This is a genomic window from Streptomyces sp. F001, assembly GCF_004187715.1.
In the GTDB taxonomy this organism is placed as follows: domain Bacteria; phylum Actinomycetota; class Actinomycetes; order Streptomycetales; family Streptomycetaceae; genus Streptomyces; species Streptomyces flavusporus.
The window spans coordinates 415,183-431,754 of record NZ_QZWF01000004.1; the positions used below are offsets into that span (position 1 = coordinate 415,183).

9 protein-coding genes, 3 rRNA genes and 2 pseudogenes are annotated in these 16,572 nt (G+C 65.3%); 2 read left to right on the forward strand and 12 right to left on the reverse strand.

The genetic code is table 11. The features are described from left to right. Nucleotides 1-85: 85 nt before the first annotated feature. Entirely contained in the window at nt 86-1,315 is a 1,230-nt protein-coding gene (locus tag StrepF001_RS19140) for a DUF5667 domain-containing protein (protein WP_129799449.1), read from the forward strand. Nucleotides 1,316-1,382: 67 nt separating this feature from the next. Here the strand turns inward: StrepF001_RS19140 and StrepF001_RS19145 are convergent, their stop codons facing one another. The 11 genes and pseudogenes from StrepF001_RS19145 to StrepF001_RS19195 form a co-directional block, all read right to left on the reverse strand. Continuing rightward, nucleotides 1,383-2,501, reverse strand: a complete 1,119-nt coding sequence (locus StrepF001_RS19145) for a lysophospholipid acyltransferase family protein (protein ID WP_129799450.1) — start codon at nt 2,499-2,501, stop codon at nt 1,383-1,385. 14 nt (nt 2,502-2,515) lie between these two features. Further along, on the reverse strand, nt 2,516-3,577 hold the full coding sequence (locus StrepF001_RS19150; protein WP_129799451.1) for an NAD-dependent epimerase/dehydratase family protein: 1,062 nt from the start codon (nt 3,575-3,577) through the stop codon (nt 2,516-2,518). A 252-nt stretch (nt 3,578-3,829) separates the two neighbouring features. Next, on the reverse strand, nt 3,830-3,928 hold the full coding sequence (locus tag StrepF001_RS19155; protein WP_003948845.1) for an AURKAIP1/COX24 domain-containing protein: 99 nt from the start codon (nt 3,926-3,928) through the stop codon (nt 3,830-3,832). 153 nt (nt 3,929-4,081) lie between these two features. After that, entirely contained in the window at nt 4,082-4,294 is a 213-nt protein-coding gene (locus StrepF001_RS19160; protein ID WP_004984898.1) for a helix-turn-helix domain-containing protein, read from the reverse strand. Between the two features lie 129 nt (nt 4,295-4,423). After that, nucleotides 4,424-5,239, reverse strand: coding sequence for a phosphatase (locus StrepF001_RS19165; protein ID WP_129799452.1), 816 nt, complete (start codon nt 5,237-5,239; stop codon nt 4,424-4,426). Between the two features lie 203 nt (nt 5,240-5,442). Then, nucleotides 5,443-6,612: pseudogene (locus StrepF001_RS19170) on the reverse strand (acetoin utilization protein AcuC). Next, nucleotides 6,581-7,780 (reverse strand): annotated as a pseudogene (locus StrepF001_RS19175) (MFS transporter). The pseudogenes StrepF001_RS19170 and StrepF001_RS19175 overlap by 32 nt, the downstream one beginning before the upstream one ends. A gap of 70 nt (nt 7,781-7,850) precedes the next feature. After that, nucleotides 7,851-8,495, reverse strand: coding sequence for an HAD family hydrolase (locus StrepF001_RS19180; protein ID WP_129799453.1), 645 nt, complete (start codon nt 8,493-8,495; stop codon nt 7,851-7,853). A gap of 62 nt (nt 8,496-8,557) precedes the next feature. Beyond that, nucleotides 8,558-8,674: ribosomal RNA gene (rrf, locus tag StrepF001_RS19185) — 5S ribosomal RNA — on the reverse strand. An 87-nt stretch (nt 8,675-8,761) separates the two neighbouring features. Next, a 23S ribosomal RNA gene (locus tag StrepF001_RS19190) occupies nt 8,762-11,868 on the reverse strand. A 311-nt stretch (nt 11,869-12,179) separates the two neighbouring features. Further along, nucleotides 12,180-13,705, reverse strand: a 16S ribosomal RNA gene (locus StrepF001_RS19195). The 16S, 23S and 5S rRNA genes sit together here, the layout of an rRNA operon. An 841-nt stretch (nt 13,706-14,546) precedes the next feature. Between StrepF001_RS19195 and trpS the strand changes: the two genes are divergently transcribed. Continuing rightward, complete coding sequence (gene trpS, locus StrepF001_RS19205) at nt 14,547-15,572, forward strand: tryptophan--tRNA ligase (protein ID WP_129799454.1); 1,026 nt, start codon at nt 14,547-14,549, stop codon at nt 15,570-15,572. A gap of 33 nt (nt 15,573-15,605) precedes the next feature. Here trpS and proC read toward each other — a convergent pair whose 3' ends face one another. Then, nucleotides 15,606-16,418 (reverse strand): pyrroline-5-carboxylate reductase, encoded by an 813-nt coding sequence (gene proC / locus StrepF001_RS19210; protein ID WP_129799455.1) that lies wholly within the window; start codon nt 16,416-16,418, stop codon nt 15,606-15,608. Between the last annotated feature and the right edge of the window lie 154 nt (nt 16,419-16,572).

A 16,572-nucleotide genomic window follows, 5' to 3' on the forward strand; every position in this document is an offset into this window, starting at 1 on the left:
CCTCGTTCGTGTGGTTGCGGTCAGGGCGTGCAACCCTCAGGACCCCCTGGGGAGTCGACCGTCATGACGAGAGGAGGTGCCGCCAGTGATCGCGAACGTATCGGCACACCGGCGGGCGAACGCCTTCGCCCAGGCCCTGGAGGAGCAGTCCGAGCGGGGCACTGTGGCCGAGCAGTCCGAGGAAGCCGAACCGGCCCCGGCTGCTGCGGAACGGACCGAGCAAGGCCGCCTGTTGGCCCTCGCGGCCAGTCTCGGCGAGCTGCCCAAGCCGGAACTGGACCCCGAGGTCAAGGCCGTCCAGCGAGCGCAGCTCGTGGCCCAGTTCGAGGCCATGCTGCAGGAGGGCGGCGAGGCGACCGACCCCGCGCTGCCCGGGCAGCGCTCCCGGGGCCGCGGCGCACACCGGGCAGCCCCGCTCGGGAAGTTTCGGCCCCGTACGCGACTGGCCAAAGGCCTCACCGCGGGCGGACTCAGCGTCGGTGTCGCCGCGGGCGCCTTCGGCGGAGTCGCCGCCGCCAGCGGTGACGCCCTGCCCGGCGACTCGCTGTACGGCCTCAAGCGCGGCATCGAGGACTTCAAACTCGGCCTCACCAACGGCGACGACGAGCGCGGACAGGCGTACCTCGACCAGGCCTCCACCCGCCTGAACGAAGCCCGCCGCCTGATGGAGCGCGACCGCAGCGGCCCCCTCGACCACGAGTCCCTGGGCGAGGTCCGCCGCGCCCTGTCCGGCATGCGGCACGACGCCTCCGAGGGCCACCAACTGCTGAGCGCGGCCTACCAGCGCGACCCCGACTCGCTGGGGCCCATCCAGGCCCTCTCCGCCTTCTCCCGCTCGAACCGCGACACCTGGGGCGCCCTGCGCGACCGGCTGCCCGTCCAACTCGGGGACGTCAGCGAACAGGTGTCGTCGGTGTTCGACGCCATAGAGCAGGAGGTCGCCCCGCTGCAGTCCCTGCTTCCGCAGTCCCCGGCTCAGGACGGCGGCGAGGACGGTGGTCGGCGCGGCTCCGGGACCGCGCAGTCCCCGGGTTCGACCGAATCCGGACGGTCCACAACGCCCAGCACCGGCAGCGGCTCCTCCGACGCCGGGCGCACCGGCACCGGCGGCCCGAGCCGGTCCACCGACTCCGACAGCGAGGACGACGGCCTGCTCGGCGGCAACACCGGCGGCCTGCTCGATCCGCCGAAGGGCACCGGCAGCGCCTCCCCGTCCCCGACCAAGCCACCGACCACCGAGCCCGACGTCACCCTCCCACCGCTGCTCCCGGGCCTGCTGCCCGGCCTGGGCATCGAAGGCGAGGACGCCGAGTAGGTGGCCGTACGACGATGGGGGCGCCCCTCCTGGGAGGGGCGCCCCCATCGTCGTACGGCCACCTCGGTCAGAAGAAGACCGACCGGCGCTGCACCAGCAACTTGTACAGCGTGTGCTGGATCTGCTCCCTGACCTGATCGGTCAGATTGAACATCAGCATCGGATCCTCGGCCGCCTCCGGCGGATAACCACCCGTCGGAATCGGCTCACCGAACTGAATCGTCCACTTCGTCGGAAGCGGAACCGCACCCAACGGACCCAGCCACGGAAACGTCGGCGTCAGCGGGAAGTACGGGAAACCCAGCAGGCGAGCCACGGTCTTCGCGTTGCCCAGCATCGGGTAGATCTCCTCGGCCCCGACGATCGAGCACGGGATGATCGGCGCGCCCCGCCGGAGGGCCGTGGAGACGAAACCGCCACGGCCGAAGCGCTGGAGCTTGTACCGCTCGCTGAACGGCTTGCCGATGCCCTTGAAGCCCTCCGGCATCACCCCGACCAGCTCGCCCTGCCCGAGGAGACGTTCGGCGTCCTCGGCGCAGGCGAGGGTGTGGCCGAGCTTGCGGGCGAGTTCGTTGACGACCGGCAGGACGAACACCAGGTCCGCGGCGAGGAGGCGCAGGTGCCGGCCCGCCGGGTGGTGGTCGTGGACGGCGACCTGCATCATCAAGCCGTCCAGCGGCAGCGTGCCGGAGTGGTTCGCGACGATCAGAGCGCCGCCCTCGGCGGGGATGTTCTCGATGCCCTTCACCTCGACCCGGAAGTACTTCTCGTACACCGGGCGCAGCAGGGACATCAGGACGTTGTCGGTGAGTTCGGCGTCGTAGCCGAAGTCGTCGACCTCGTAGTCGCCGGTGAGGCGGCGACGCAGGAAGGCCAGGCCGCCCGCGATGCGCCGCTCCAGACCGTCCTCGGCGGACGGCTGCTGCTGCTGCGACTCCTGCGCGGCTTGGTGGGGCTGGTCCGGGCGTTCCTGTTGTTGCAGCTGTTCCCGCTGTTTCTCACGAGGCACAGATCCATCATCCTGCGCACGTGCCCGACTGGGCAGAGCCTGCACCTCACCGACCTCATGGCCCTCACCGACCCCGCCGCCCCGCCGGCTCCCCGCACTCCGGCGCCGCGACGGCCGCTGCACGGCGCTCCCGCGGGACCGGTCGTCGTCGAACGGAATGACCTTGGCGTCCGCCATCGTTGCTGCGCTCCTCAGTTGGCGCTCTGCGTCGGGGGGTGGCCGCCGCCCGCGAGGGGCAGCGCGGCGATCCGGTCGACGGCCCCCGCAAGGGCCTCCGGCGGCAGGAGTCCGGGTCCGCGGCTGCGCGCGAAGTCCGCGAACGTTTCTGCAGTGGTGTGCTTCGGTCGGAAACCGAGCGTCTCGCGCATCTGGGTCGTGTCCACCACCCGGCCGTGGGTCAGCAACCGGATCTGCTCCGGTGAGAAGTCCGTCATTCCCAGCGTACGCACCAGGGTGCCCGCCCAGGTGACCGCGGGCAGCAGCAAGGGCACCGTGGGGCGGCCGAGCCGCCTGGAGCACTGGGAGAGCAGCAGGACGCCGTCGCCGGCGATGTTGAAGGTGCCGCTGTTCAGGGTGCCCCGCCGAGGCTCGTGCGAGGCGATCCGCAGCACCTCGATCACATCGTCCTCGTGCACGAACTGCAGCCGCGGGTCGTAGCCGAACACCGTCGGCATCACCGGCAGCGAGAAGTACGAGGCGAGCGGCGAGTCGGCGCTCGGCCCGAGGATGTTGGCGAACCGCAGCACGCACACCGCCACGTCGGGCCGGCGGCGCGCGAAGCCGCGTACGTACCCCTCGACCTCCACCGTGTCCTTGGCGAAGCCGCCGCTGGGCAGGGACTTGGGCGGGGTCGTCTCGGTGAACACGGCCGGGTCGCGGGGTGCCGAACCGTAGACATTGGTGCTGGACTTCACCACCAGCCGTTTGACGGTGGGGGACTTCTGGCAGGCGCCCAGCAACTGCATCGTCCCGATGACGTTGGTCTCCTTGACCGTGGCCCGGCTGCCGCTGCCCAGCGCGGTGGCCGTGACATCCATGTGGACGACCGTGTCGGCGGCCGTCTCGGCCAGCACGCGCGCGATGGTGGGCTGCCGGATGTCCGCCCGGATGAAGTCGGCGCCACCCAGATGGTGCTCGGGCGGTACCGCGTCCACGGCGACGACCCGGTCCACTTCCGGGTCACGCTGGATCCGTCGTACGAACCGGCCCCCCAGCTGACGGGCCACTCCGGTCACGAGCACGACCTTGCCCAAGATCAGCGCCTTCCTTCCAGCCCTCGTCCCTGCCGGGTTCCCCGTGTGCTCGCCAACTTAGCGGGTTGATGTTGCGCTGTGATGACTGCCCGAAGCAACAAGTGACGAGAACCCCCAGTCGTACGACCAGGGCCGGTCACCTGTGATCGGGCGGACGTATGCGGTCTGTCCGTCCGGGGATATGCGTGTGGCCCCCCACCGGGTGTGGTGGGGGGCCACAGACACGCTTTCGCGGCGTTGCAGTGCGCCGTACTACTTCTTGTTACGACGCTGAACGCGCGTGCGCTTGAGCAGCTTGCGGTGCTTCTTCTTGGCCATCCGCTTGCGCCGCTTCTTGATAACAGAGCCCACGACTACCCTCGCTCACTTCTCATCACTCGGTGTTTGGGCGCCATGGGCCCACACGACCTACGAGGGGCTAGCCTACCCGCCCGAGCGCTGAGGTCGTAATCGAGGCTCCGGGGAGATCGAAAGTGCCCTGTGCTCGATCCCCCCGGATCGCCGTCAGGCGGTTTCCACCCCCACGTAGCTCTCGCGGAGGTACTCGTGTACCGCTTGCTCCGGGACTCGGAATGACCTCCCCACCCGGATCGCGGGCAGATGACCGCTGTGCACCAACCGGTACACGGTCATCTTCGACACTCGCATCACCGAGGCGACCTCCGCCACGGTAAGGAACTGAACCTCGTTCAGAGGCCTCTCGCCAGCTGCAGCCATGACACACCTGAACCTTCCGCACTCGACGGCCACCGGCTTCCCCTTCCGGTGACTCTTCGTCGTTGCGTGCTCACTCCCCAATGTAGGGGCGGGTGATGCGAGTGGGGAAGAGGTGCACCCATCGGCGGACTACTGTGACAGACACGCCCGATTGAGTACGTAGCGGGTAAGCGGTCGGTAGTAATCAGACCGCACAGCGTCATCAAGTGGAACGACGACGGACACGCGCCCCTCAGCCTCTCCGACGAAGAGGGCGGGGTCGTCCGTATCGGCCAGCCCAATGGCCTCGAACCCCAGCTGACCTGCTCCGCAGACCCAGCCGTGGTCCCCGATCACCAGCTCCGGCAGCGGCCCGCCGACCTCGGCAATCGCAGCCAGCGCGGTCCGAACCGGGAGCGGCGAATGGGTGTGTGCGCCGGTCGCACAACCGGGGACCGAAGCGCCGGGTTCCCGCACCAACGCGACACCCTGTACGTAATCAAGGTTGTACGTGCGTAGTCCGAACCGGGTCGTTATGTCGACACAGCGACCCTTCGCCGGTGTGAGTACGGCACATCCGGCCGCCGACAGCGCGTCCGCCAAGGCGGCGTAGAAGCCAAGTAAACGGTGCGGATGCCCGGTACCGAGCAGCACCGGAGCCCCACGCCGGGCAACCAGGGCGAGCCGCTCCGCGAACGCCTCGAGCGCGGCCAGCGTCCGCTCCGGATCGATCACGTCCTGACCGGAGACATGTCGAGGATCGGCCGAGACCCCACACTTGTCCGCCATCAACCCGATCAAGTCCCGCTGCCCCCATGACCATTCGGGGTCGATCCCGATCAGCACCCGTGGATCCCGAGCAGCGAACAACCGATAACTACGAAGGCTCTCCTCCCGCGAGGTCGCCACAACCCCGGCAAGCCGGGCAGCCAGAAGATGCGCACGGAGAGCTCCGACGGTCACCATGGGGGGATCGTGACGGATGGACCCCGACGACCACCGCGAAAACAGCGAAAACAGCGCACAGTTGGCGTAACAAGACCTCGTCAAGCCGCGGGCAGTCGTCAGCGCGGCTGCGCGCCCCACCCCCCGAGCCCACGCCGACACCCCGCCAACGCCGGGCTGCGCACCCACCCCGCCCAGCCCCACACCACCCAGCCGACGAACCCCTACGCCAACAACCCCCGCAACGGAAACACCGCCCGCCGCGCAGCCAGCACCGCCTGATCCAACCGATCCGCAGGGTCGTACCCCGCCTCCCACTCCCCCACGCCACAGGCCACCGACCATCGGTCATCCGCATCGGCGCCAACTGCCGCGTACGAGCAAAAACCTCCTGCCGCCACCCCTCCGGAATCACCGCTCCGGCTCCACAGCACGCCCCGCCGCAATCCCCACCAGATGAGTCCAGGACCGCGGCACCACATCCACCACCGCGTACCCACCCCCACCCAGCGCCACCCAGCGCCCCCGGCGTACTCATGCGCCAACTCATGACAGGCGACCTGCACCGCCCGCTGCGCATCCAGCGACACCGCCAAATGCGCCAACGGATCCTCGAAATGCGTATCGGCCCCATGCTGAGTCACCAGCACCTGCGGCCGAAAATCAGCGATCAGCTCCGGCACCACCGCATGAAAAGCCCGCAGCCACCCCGCATCCCCCGTACCCGCCGGCAGCGCAACATTCGCCGCACTCCCCTCCGCCGACTCCGCCCCCGTCTCCTCCGGCCACCCGGTCTGCGGAAACAACGTCCGCGGATGCTCGTGCAACGAGATCGTCAGAACCCGCGGATCCTCCCAGAACGCCGCCTGCACCCCGTCCCCGTGATGCACATCGACATCCACGTACGCGACCCGCTCGGCCCCCAACTCCAACAACCGCGCGATCGCCAGCGACGCATCGTTGTAGATGCAGAACCCAGACGCCCCCGCCGGCATCGCATGATGCAGCCCGCCCGCGAAGTTCACCGCATGCAGCGCCTCCCCGCGCCAGACGGCCTCCGCGGCCCCCACCGACTGCCCCGCGATCAGCGCCGACACCTCGTGCATCCCGGCGAACGCAGGATCGTCCAATGTCCCCAGCCCGTACGACTGGTCGGCCGCCCCGGGATCCACGGAGGCCGCCTTCACCGCCTCGATGTAGTCCGCCCGGTGGACAAGGCGCAACGTCGACTCCCCGGCGGCCTTGGCCGCCACGACGTCCACCTCACGATCGAGCCCGAACGCCTCGACCAGTCTCCGGGTCAGAGCCAGCCGGACCGGATCCATCGGATGGTCCGGCCCGAAGTTGTAACCCGTTACTGCGTCATCCCACATCAGCTGTGCGCGGCCGCTCATGCCCGTCACCGTATCGGTCCGGTTGAGCAGCGAACGAACGGGCGTACACGAGTGTCACCAGTACCAACACCATCGGCACGAGCATCGCCCCGCGATAGCTCCACGCGTCCCCCAACGCTCCCACCAACGGCGAACCGATCAGAAACCCGACGTAGTTGAAGACATTGAGCCGCGCGACAGCCGCATCCGAAGCGCCGGGAAACAGCCGCCCCGCCGCCGCGAACGTCTGCGGTACGAGCACACACAGCCCCAGCCCGAGCAAGGTGAACCCGACCATCCCGACCCACGCCCCAGGCGCCCGGCCACCACGGCGAACCCCGCCGCCGCCACGACCGCCCCACCCCGTACGACCCCCACGGCCCCGAACCGCCGCACCCCGAAGTCCCCCACGGCCCGCCCCACCAACGTGGTCACCATGTAGACGTTGTACGGAACCGTCGCCAGCTGCTCACTGCTCCCCAGCACGTCCTGCAGATACTTCGCGCTCCAGTTGGAGACGGTCGAATCCCCGATATACGCGAAGGTCATCACCAGACAGAGCGGCAACAGCATCTTCAAGCCGACGGACCCGCCCGGCCTTCGCCTCCGCGTCATCCCGTTCGGGCACGCCCTCCCCGTCGACGTACCACCGACTTCCCACCAGCGCGGCCGGCAGCAGAACCACGACGACCGGCAGATAGGAAACGACCAGCGCCAGATCCCAGTGCGCCCCCACCCACGCCAGCGAGGCCCCCACGATCCCGCCCAGGCTGTACGCCGCATGGAAGCTGAGCATGATGCTGCGTCCGTACGTCCGCTGCAGACTCACCCCGAGCATGTTCATCGAGGCGTCCAACGCCCCGACGGCCAGCCCGAACGCCCCGAGTGCAACCCCCAGCTCGACCATCCGGTCCCCCGCCCCGACCCCGAGCAGCGCCAGGAGCACGACGGGCTGGGACCAGCGCAGCACTCGGCTGGGCGGAACCTTCTTCACCAGCTTCTCGGTCGCCACACTCCCGACACCGGCCAGAATCGGTACGGCGGCCAGGAAGGCGGGCAGCAGCGCGTCGGACACCCCGTACCGGTCCTGGATGGCCGGTATTCGGGTCACCAGCAGAGCAAACGCGACGCCCTGAGCGAAGAAGCCGAACGCCAGCGAGGTCCTGCCGCGCCGCGGCACATCAGTCATGGCGGCGAGCGTAGAGCCCCGGCGTACCCGTGGGTAGATCCAGCCAAAGGTGAATCCCCCTCAGCTTTACTCACACCAGCAAGTCGATCAACTGCCCCATGTCGGAGAAGAGTTCGCCGGCTCCAGCCAGCTTGGCGGCAGGCGTCATGGCGGTGAATGCATAGACGTCCATCCCGGCCGCGACGGCCGCCTGAACCCCCAGCGGACTGTCCTCGATCACCACACACCGCGCGGGCTCGACCCCCATCCGCTCGGCCGCGTACAGGAACAGATCCGGCGCCGGCTTCCCCCGCCCCACATCCTGCGAACTGAAGATCCGCCCGTCCTCGAACCACCGGTCCAGCCCGGTCTTCCGATGTCCCACCCGAATCCGCTCATGACTCCCGGAGGACGCCACACAGTACGGCACCCCGTCCGCGGCAAGCTTCTCCAGCACTCCGCCGGCGCCGGCCACCGCTTCCAACTCCCGTTCGAAGGCCGCGAACACCCGCCCGTGGAAGACGTCGTCGAACTCTTCGGGCAGCCGCTGCCCCGTACGCTCCAGGACAAGCTCATGGATCCGGTGCATGGCGGACCCCATGTAGTCCCGGATGGACTCTTCGTACGAGGTCGGGTGCCCGAGCTCGGTCAGATAGCCGGCCAGGAGCCGGTTGGAAATCGGCTCACTATCGACGAGGACGCCGTCGTTGTCAAAGATGACCAGGTCATAGCGCATGACACCGAGCCTAAACGCAGAAAACCCCCGTGCCGGACGGCACGGGGGTTTTCTCAATAATTGTTCGGCGGTGTCCTACTCTCCCACAGGGTCCCCCCTGCAGTACCATCGGCGCTGTGAGGCTTAGCTTCCGGGTTCGGAATGTAACCGGGCGTTTCCCTCACGCTATGACCACCGAAACACTGTGAAACTGTGAACGCCGCACCACGCGCGGTGGCGTGGGGCTGTTCGTGGTTTCAGAACCAACACAGTGGACGCGAGCAACTGAGGACAAGCCCTCGGCCTATTAGTACCGGTCAACTCCACCCCTTGCGGGGCTTCCATATCCGGCCTATCAACCCAGTCGTCTACTGGGAGCCTTACCCCATCTAGTGGGTGGGAGTCCTCATCTCGAAGCAGGCTTCCCGCTTAGATGCTTTCAGCGGTTATCCCTCCCGAACGTAGCCAACCAGCCATGCCCTTGGCAGAACAACTGGCACACCAGAGGTTCGTCCGTCCCGGTCCTCTCGTACTAGGGACAGCCCTTCTCAAGACTCCTGCGCGCACAGCGGATAGGGACCGAACTGTCTCACGACGTTCTAAACCCAGCTCGCGTACCGCTTTAATGGGCGAACAGCCCAACCCTTGGGACCGACTCCAGCCCCAGGATGCGACGAGCCGACATCGAGGTGCCAAACCATCCCGTCGATATGGACTCTTGGGGAAGATCAGCCTGTTATCCCCGGGGTACCTTTTATCCGTTGAGCGACGGCGCTTCCACAAGCCACCGCCGGATCACTAGTCCCGACTTTCGTCCCTGCTCGACCCGTCGGTCTCACAGTCAAGCTCCCTTGTGCACTTACACTCAACACCTGATTGCCAACCAGGCTGAGGGAACCTTTGGGCGCCTCCGTTACCCTTTGGGAGGCAACCGCCCCAGTTAAACTACCCATCAGACACTGTCCCTGATCCGGATCACGGACCCAGGTTAGACATCCAGCACGACCAGACTGGTATTTCAACGACGACTCCACCCACACTGGCGTGTGGACTTCACAGTCTCCCAGCTATCCTACACAAGCCGAACCGAACACCAATATCAAACTGTAGTAAAGGTCCCGGGTCTTTCCGTCCTGCTGCGCGAAACGAGCATCTTTACTCGTAGTGCAATTTCACCGGGCCTATGGTTGAGACAGTCGAGAAGTCGTTACGCCATTCGTGCAGGTCGGAACTTACCCGACAAGGAATTTCGCTACCTTAGGATGGTTATAGTTACCACCGCCGTTTACTGGCGCTTAAGTTCTCAGCTTCGCCCACCCGAAGGTGAGCTAACCGGTCCCCTTAACGTTCCAGCACCGGGCAGGCGTCAGTCCGTATACATCGCCTTACGGCTTCGCACGGACCTGTGTTTTTAGTAAACAGTCGCTTCTCGCTGGTCTCTGCGGCCACCCCCAGCTCGGAGAGCAAGTCTCTTCACCGGGCGCGGCCCCCCTTCTCCCGAAGTTACGGGGCATTTTGCCGAGTTCCTTAACCATAGTTCACCCGAACGCTCGGTATCTCTACTGACCACTGAGTCGTTTAGGGTACGGGCCCATGAAATCGCTAGAGGCTTTTCTCGACAGCATGAGCAATCCTCACACAAATCGGCTCGGCATCAGGTCTCAGCCACACGTGCGACGGATTTACCTGTCGCACGGCCTACACCCTTACCCCGGGACAACCACCGCCGGGATGGACTACCTTCCTGCGTCACCCCATCACTCACCTACTAACCGCTTGGTCCGGCGGCTCCACCACTCCGTGCTTGTCCGAAGACGCACACGGCGGTTTCACGGCCTTAGCATCACGATGCTCGATGTTTGACGCTCCACAGCGGGTACCGGAATATCAACCGGTTATCCATCGACTACGCCTGTCGGCCTCGCCTTAGGTCCCGACTTACCCTGGGCAGATCAGCTTGACCCAGGAACCCTTAGTCAATCGGCGCACACGTTTCTCACGTGTGTATCGCTACTCATGCCTGCATTCTCACTCGTCAACCGTCCACGACTCGCTTACGCGGCCGCTTCACCCGGCAGACGACGCTCCCCTACCCATCACAGTCTCCGTTGGGAGTATGTACTGCAATGACACGACTTCGGCGGTACGCTTGAGCCCCGCTACATTGTCGGCGCGGAATCACTTGACCAGTGAGCTATTACGCACTCTTTCAAGGGTGGCTGCTTCTAAGCCAACCTCCTGGTTGTCTCTGCGACTCCACATCCTTTCCCACTTAGCGTACGCTTAGGGGCCTTAGTCGATGCTCTGGGCTGTTTCCCTCTCGACCATGGAGCTTATCCCCCACAGTCTCACTGCCGCGCTCTCACTTACCGGCATTCGGAGTTTGGCTAAGGTCAGTAACCCGGTAGGGCCCATCGCCTATCCAGTGCTCTACCTCCGGCAAGAAACACACGACGCTGCACCTAAATGCATTTCGGGGAGAACCAGCTATCACGGAGTTTGATTGGCCTTTCACCCCTAACCACAGGTCATCCCCCAGGTTTTCAACCCTGGTGGGTTCGGTCCTCCACGAAGTCTTACCTCCGCTTCAACCTGCCCATGGCTAGATCACTCCGCTTCGGGTCTTGAGCGCGCTACTCTACCGCCCTGTTCGGACTCGCTTTCGCTACGGCTTCCCCACCCGGGTTAACCTCGCAACACACCGCAAACTCGCAGGCTCATTCTTCAAAAGGCACGCAGTCACGAGAATGAAGCAAGCTCCATTCCGACGCTCCCACGGCTTGTAGGCACACGGTTTCAGGTACTATTTCACTCCCCTCCCGGGGTACTTTTCACCATTCCCTCACGGTACTATCCGCTATCGGTCACCAGGGAATATTTAGGCTTAGCGGGTGGTCCCGCCAGATTCACACGGGATTTCTCGGGCCCCGTGCTACTTGGGTGTCTCTCAGACGAGCCGCTGACGTTTCGACTACGGGGGTCTTACCCTCTACGCCGGACCTTTCGCATGTCCTTCGCCTACATCAACGGTTTCTGACTCGCCGACCGGCCGGCAGACCGGTCAAGAGAGATCCCACAACCCCCACGCGCAACCCCTGCCGGGTCTCACACGTCGTAGGTTTGGCCTCATCCGGTTTCGCTCGCCACTACTCCCGGAATCACGGTTGTTTTCTCTTCCTGCGGGTACTGAGATGTTTCACTTCCCCGCGTTCCCTCCACATGCCCTATGTGTTCAGGCATGGGTGACAGCCCATGACGACTGCCGGGTTTCCCCATTCGGACACCCCCGGATCAAAGCCTGGTTGACGACTCCCCGGGGCCTATCGTGGCCTCCCACGTCCTTCATCGGTTCCTGGTGCCAAGGCATCCACCGTGCGCCCTTAAAAACTTGGCCACAGATGCTCGCGTCCACTGTGCAGTTCTCAAACAACGACCAGCCACCCGTCACACACCACTACGTGATGCTTCACCGGGGCCGGCATCCGAAGACAGACCATGCGGCCGTGCCCTCAGACACCCAACAGCGTGCCCGGCACGGCCAGCCGACCAGATCAGCGTTCCACGCCCTTGCGGGCAGTACTAGCGCCTGGTCCATCCTGGACCGTGCCGAATAATCAACGTTCCACCCATGAGCAACCGGCATCGGACGTTCGCCGATGTACCGGCCCCTGAACCGGGCAAGCCCGGCTTAGAAGTGCTCCTTAGAAAGGAGGTGATCCAGCCGCACCTTCCGGTACGGCTACCTTGTTACGACTTCGTCCCAATCGCCAGTCCCACCTTCGACAGCTCCCTCCCGCGAACGGGTTGGGCCACCGGCTTCGGGTGTTACCGACTTTCGTGACGTGACGGGCGGTGTGTACAAGGCCCGGGAACGTATTCACCGCAGCACTGCTGATCTGCGATTACTAGCGACTCCGACTTCATGGGGTCGAGTTGCAGACCCCAATCCGAACTGAGACCGGCTTTTTGAGATTCGCTCCACCTCACGGTATCGCAGCTCATTGTACCGGCCATTGTAGCACGTGTGCAGCCCAAGACATAAGGGGCATGATGACTTGACGTCGTCCCCACCTTCCTCCGAGTTGACCCCGGCGGTCTCCCGTGAGTCCCCAGCACCACAAGGGCCTGCTGGCAACACGGGACAAGGGTTGCGCTCGTTGCGGGACTTAACCCAACATCTCACGACACGAGCTGACGACAGCCATGCACCACCTGTACACCGACCACAAGGGGGCGCCTGTCTCCAGACGTTTCCGGTGTATGTCAAGCCTTGGTAAGGTTCTTCGCGTTGCGTCGAATTAAGCCACATGCTCCGCCGCTTGTGCGGGCCCCCGTCAATTCCTTTGAGTTTTAGCCTTGCGGCCGTACTCCCCAGGCGGGGAACTTAATGCGTTAGCTGCGGCACCGACGACGTGGAATGTCGCCAACACCTAGTTCCCACCGTTTACGGCGTGGACTACCAGGGTATCTAATCCTGTTCGCTCCCCACGCTTTCGCTCCTCAGCGTCAGTAATGGCCCAGAGATCCGCCTTCGCCACCGGTGTTCCTCCTGATATCTGCGCATTTCACCGCTACACCAGGAATTCCGATCTCCCCTACCACACTCTAGCCAGCCCGTATCGAATGCAGACCCGGGGTTAAGCCCCGGGCTTTCACACCCGACGTGACAAGCCGCCTACGAGCTCTTTACGCCCAATAATTCCGGACAACGCTTGCGCCCTACGTATTACCGCGGCTGCTGGCACGTAGTTAGCCGGCGCTTCTTCTGCAGGTACCGTCACTTGCGCTTCTTCCCTGCTGAAAGAGGTTTACAACCCGAAGGCCGTCATCCCTCACGCGGCGTCGCTGCATCAGGCTTGCGCCCATTGTGCAATATTCCCCACTGCTGCCTCCCGTAGGAGTCTGGGCCGTGTCTCAGTCCCAGTGTGGCCGGTCGCCCTCTCAGGCCGGCTACCCGTCGTCGCCTTGGTGAGCCGTTACCTCACCAACAAGCTGATAGGCCGCGGGCCCATCCTTCACCGCCGGAGCTTTCCACCATCAAAGATGCCCAAGATGGTCGTATCCGGTATTAGACCCCGTTTCCAGGGCTTGTCCCAGAGTGAAGGGCAGATTGCCCACGTGTTACTCACCCGTTCGCCACTAATCCACCCCGAAGGGCTTCATCGTTCGACTTGCATGTGTTAAGCACGCCGCCAGCGTTCGTCCTGAGCCAGGATCAAACTCTCCGTGAATGTTTACCGGTCATCCGGTGCAACACCACGAGAGCGGAACAGCCGGGCGGAATAGGCCCGGCCGTTCACAGCGTCCTCGCTGTGTTATTTCAAAGGAACCTCGCCCCGGCCTGACGGCCGGAGACGGGGTATCAACATATCTGGCGTTGATTTTTGGCACGCTGTTGAGTTCTCAAGGAACGGACGCTTCCTTCGTACTCACCCGAGAGACTCTCTCGCGGCTTTCCTCCGGGCGCTTCCCTTCGGTCTTGCATTTCCGACTCTATCAGATCTTTTCCCGATCCGATTTCCTCGGTGCTTTCCAGGTTCCCGCTTTCGCGTTTCCCTTTCCGGCGGTTCCGACTCTATCAGATCCTTTCGGGCCTGACTCCCAGTCAGCAGGGCTTGTCTTCCCGGCCGTTGGGCCGTTCCGACGAGTGAGACTTTAGCGGATTCCTGGCTCCCGAGCTAATCGGGGGCTGCGTCCTTTCGAACGCGGATTCCTCATCTCGCAAATACGCATGGCAATGCATACGACGACAGATCGTCGATTACTGCTTGAGTACCTGCGGAATGGCTGTCCGGGGACCGACCGGAGTCGACTCTCACGTCGGACAACCCGGAGAACACTACGGACCGGGTCGGGGTGTGTCAACTCGGCTCCGGACCAGACCCTACGGGCGTACCCTGGTGTGCATGACGACGCGTACGTACACCCAGCAGTGGTGGGCCGCCTGACGGCGGCCGGACTTACGTATGCACTCAACGGCCGCCGCCTCGGCGGCCGTTCTCGTATCTCCCTCCGGAACTCCAGAGGGTCGGCCCGCCGGGGCGGCGGCCTCGACCAGGAGGTGGAGAAGGGATGACGCGGGTCTTCAGTGGGGTCAAGCCGACCGGGAATCTGACGCTGGGGAACTACCTGGGGGCCATGCAGCGGTGGGCTGCCGTGGATCAGCACCAGGCGGACGCGCTGTTCTGTGTCGTCGATCTGCATGCGCTGACCGTGGAGCACGATCCTGCGCGGGTGCGGCGGCTGAGTCGGCAGGCGGCGAGCCTGTTGTTGGCGACGGGGCTGGATCCGGAGCTGTGCACCGTGTTCGTACAGAGCCATGTGGATGAGCACGCGAGACTGTCGTATCTGCTGGAGTGCGTGGCCACGGACGGCGAGATGCGGCGGATGATCCAGTACAGGGAGAAGGCCGTGCGGGAGCGGGAGCGGGGCGGGAGTGTGCGGCTGTCGCTGCTGACGTATCCCGTGCTGATGGCGGCGGACATCCTGGTGTACGGAACCGACGAGGTGCCGGTGGGGGACGACCAGGCACAGCATGTGGAGCTGGCGCGGGATCTCGCGGTGCGGTTCAACCGTCGGTACGGGTACACGTTCGTGGTGCCTCGGGCCACGCATCCGACGGTGGCCACGCGGGTGATGAACCTGCAGGACCCGGCCTCGAAGATGGGGAAGAGCGAGGACGTCGGGCCCGGGATCGTCTATCTGCTCGATGAGCCGGACGTGGTGCGGAAGAAGGTTCTGCGGGCCGTGACCGACAGCGGGCGGGAGGTCGTGTACGACCGGGAGGCGCGGCCGGGCCTCGCCAATCTGCTGGAGATCCTCGCGGCCTGTACGGGTGGGAACCCATCGGAGCTGAGCGGTGTATATGAGTCGTACGGCGCCTTGAAGAAGGACACCGCAGAGGCCGTGGTCGAGGTTCTCAGGCCCGTGCAGGAGAGGCACAAGGCGTTGTGCGCGGATCCTGGCTATGTGGAGGAGGTGCTGCGGGATGGTGCGGAGAGGGCTCGGGCGATGGCCCGGCCGACCGTGGATGCCGCGTATCAGGCGATCGGGTTGTTGGCGGCGGCTGCCGATATCGAGGTGACTGCTCAGGGGTGAGCTGGGCCGCCCCGGGGCAGGGGCGGCCGGGCGTCAGCTGTTGCTGCCGGAGGCCAGTTCGCGGCTGCGGTCGCGGGCGGCTTCGAGGGCTGCGATGAGGGCGGCTCGTACGCCATGGTTCTCGAGTTCGCGGATGGCGTTGATGGTGGTGCCGGCGGGGGAGGTGACGTTCTCGCGGAGCTTCACCGGGTGTTCGCCGCTGTCGCGGAGCATCGTGGCGGCGCCGATCGCGGACTGGACGATCAGGTCGTGGGCCTTGTCGCGGGGCAGGCCCAGCAGGATGCCGGCGTCGGTCATGGCTTCGACCAGGTAGAAGAAGTACGCCGGGCCGGAGCCGGAGAGGGCCGTGCAGGCGTCCTGCTGGGACTCGGGGACGCGCAGCGTCTTGCCGACGGCGCCGAAGATCTCCTCCGCGTGGGCCAGGTCGGCATCGCTGGCGTGGCTGCCGGCGGAGATGACGGACATGGCTTCGTCGACGAGGGCGGGGGTGTTCGTCATGACGCGGACGACCGGAGTGCCGGTGGTGAGGCGCTCCTCGATGAAGGAGGTGGTGATGCCCGCCGCTCCGCTGATGACCAGGCGGTCGGTGGGGACGTGGGGGGCGAGTTCGTCGAGGAGGGTGCCCATGTCCTGCGGTTTGACCGTGAGGATCAGGGTGTCGGCGGTCTTGGCGGCTTCCGGGTTGGTGACCGGGATGACTCCGTAGCGGGTGCGGAGTTCTTCGGCTCGTTCCGGGCGGCGGGCGGTGACCAGGAGGTCGGCGGGGGTCCAGCCGGCGCGGATCATTCCGCTGAGCAGGGCTTCGCCGATCTTGCCGGTGCCGAGGACTGCGACTTTCTGGGTCATGGTGCGGGGCCCTCCGGGGGTGCGTCGTCCTTTGGGCATCCTCGCACTTGGAGTGAGGGTGCGCGTGGGCTGTCCGGCAGGCGGGACGCCGGTTGACGGGGGGGGTGGGGTTGCGGCTGAGGGCGTTTTGCTCGCCCGCGCCAGCGGGGTGCCT

Bases quoted from the DNA above. Each gene is read 5' to 3' on its own strand.
- proC (WP_129799455.1), bottom strand. From the start codon at position 16,418: ATGACCCAGAAAGTCGCAGTCCTCGGCACCGGCAAGATCGGCGAAGCC.
- StrepF001_RS19165 (WP_129799452.1), bottom strand. From the start codon at position 5,239: ATGGTGACCGTCGGAGCTCTCCGTGCGCATCTTCTGGCTGCCCGGCTT.
- StrepF001_RS19180 (WP_129799453.1), bottom strand. From the start codon at position 8,495: ATGCGCTATGACCTGGTCATCTTTGACAACGACGGCGTCCTCGTCGAT.
- StrepF001_RS19145 (WP_129799450.1), bottom strand. From the start codon at position 2,501: ATGGCGGACGCCAAGGTCATTCCGTTCGACGACGACCGGTCCCGCGGG.
- StrepF001_RS19160 (WP_004984898.1), bottom strand. From the start codon at position 4,294: ATGGCTGCAGCTGGCGAGAGGCCTCTGAACGAGGTTCAGTTCCTTACC.
- trpS (WP_129799454.1), top strand. From the start codon at position 14,547: ATGACGCGGGTCTTCAGTGGGGTCAAGCCGACCGGGAATCTGACGCTG.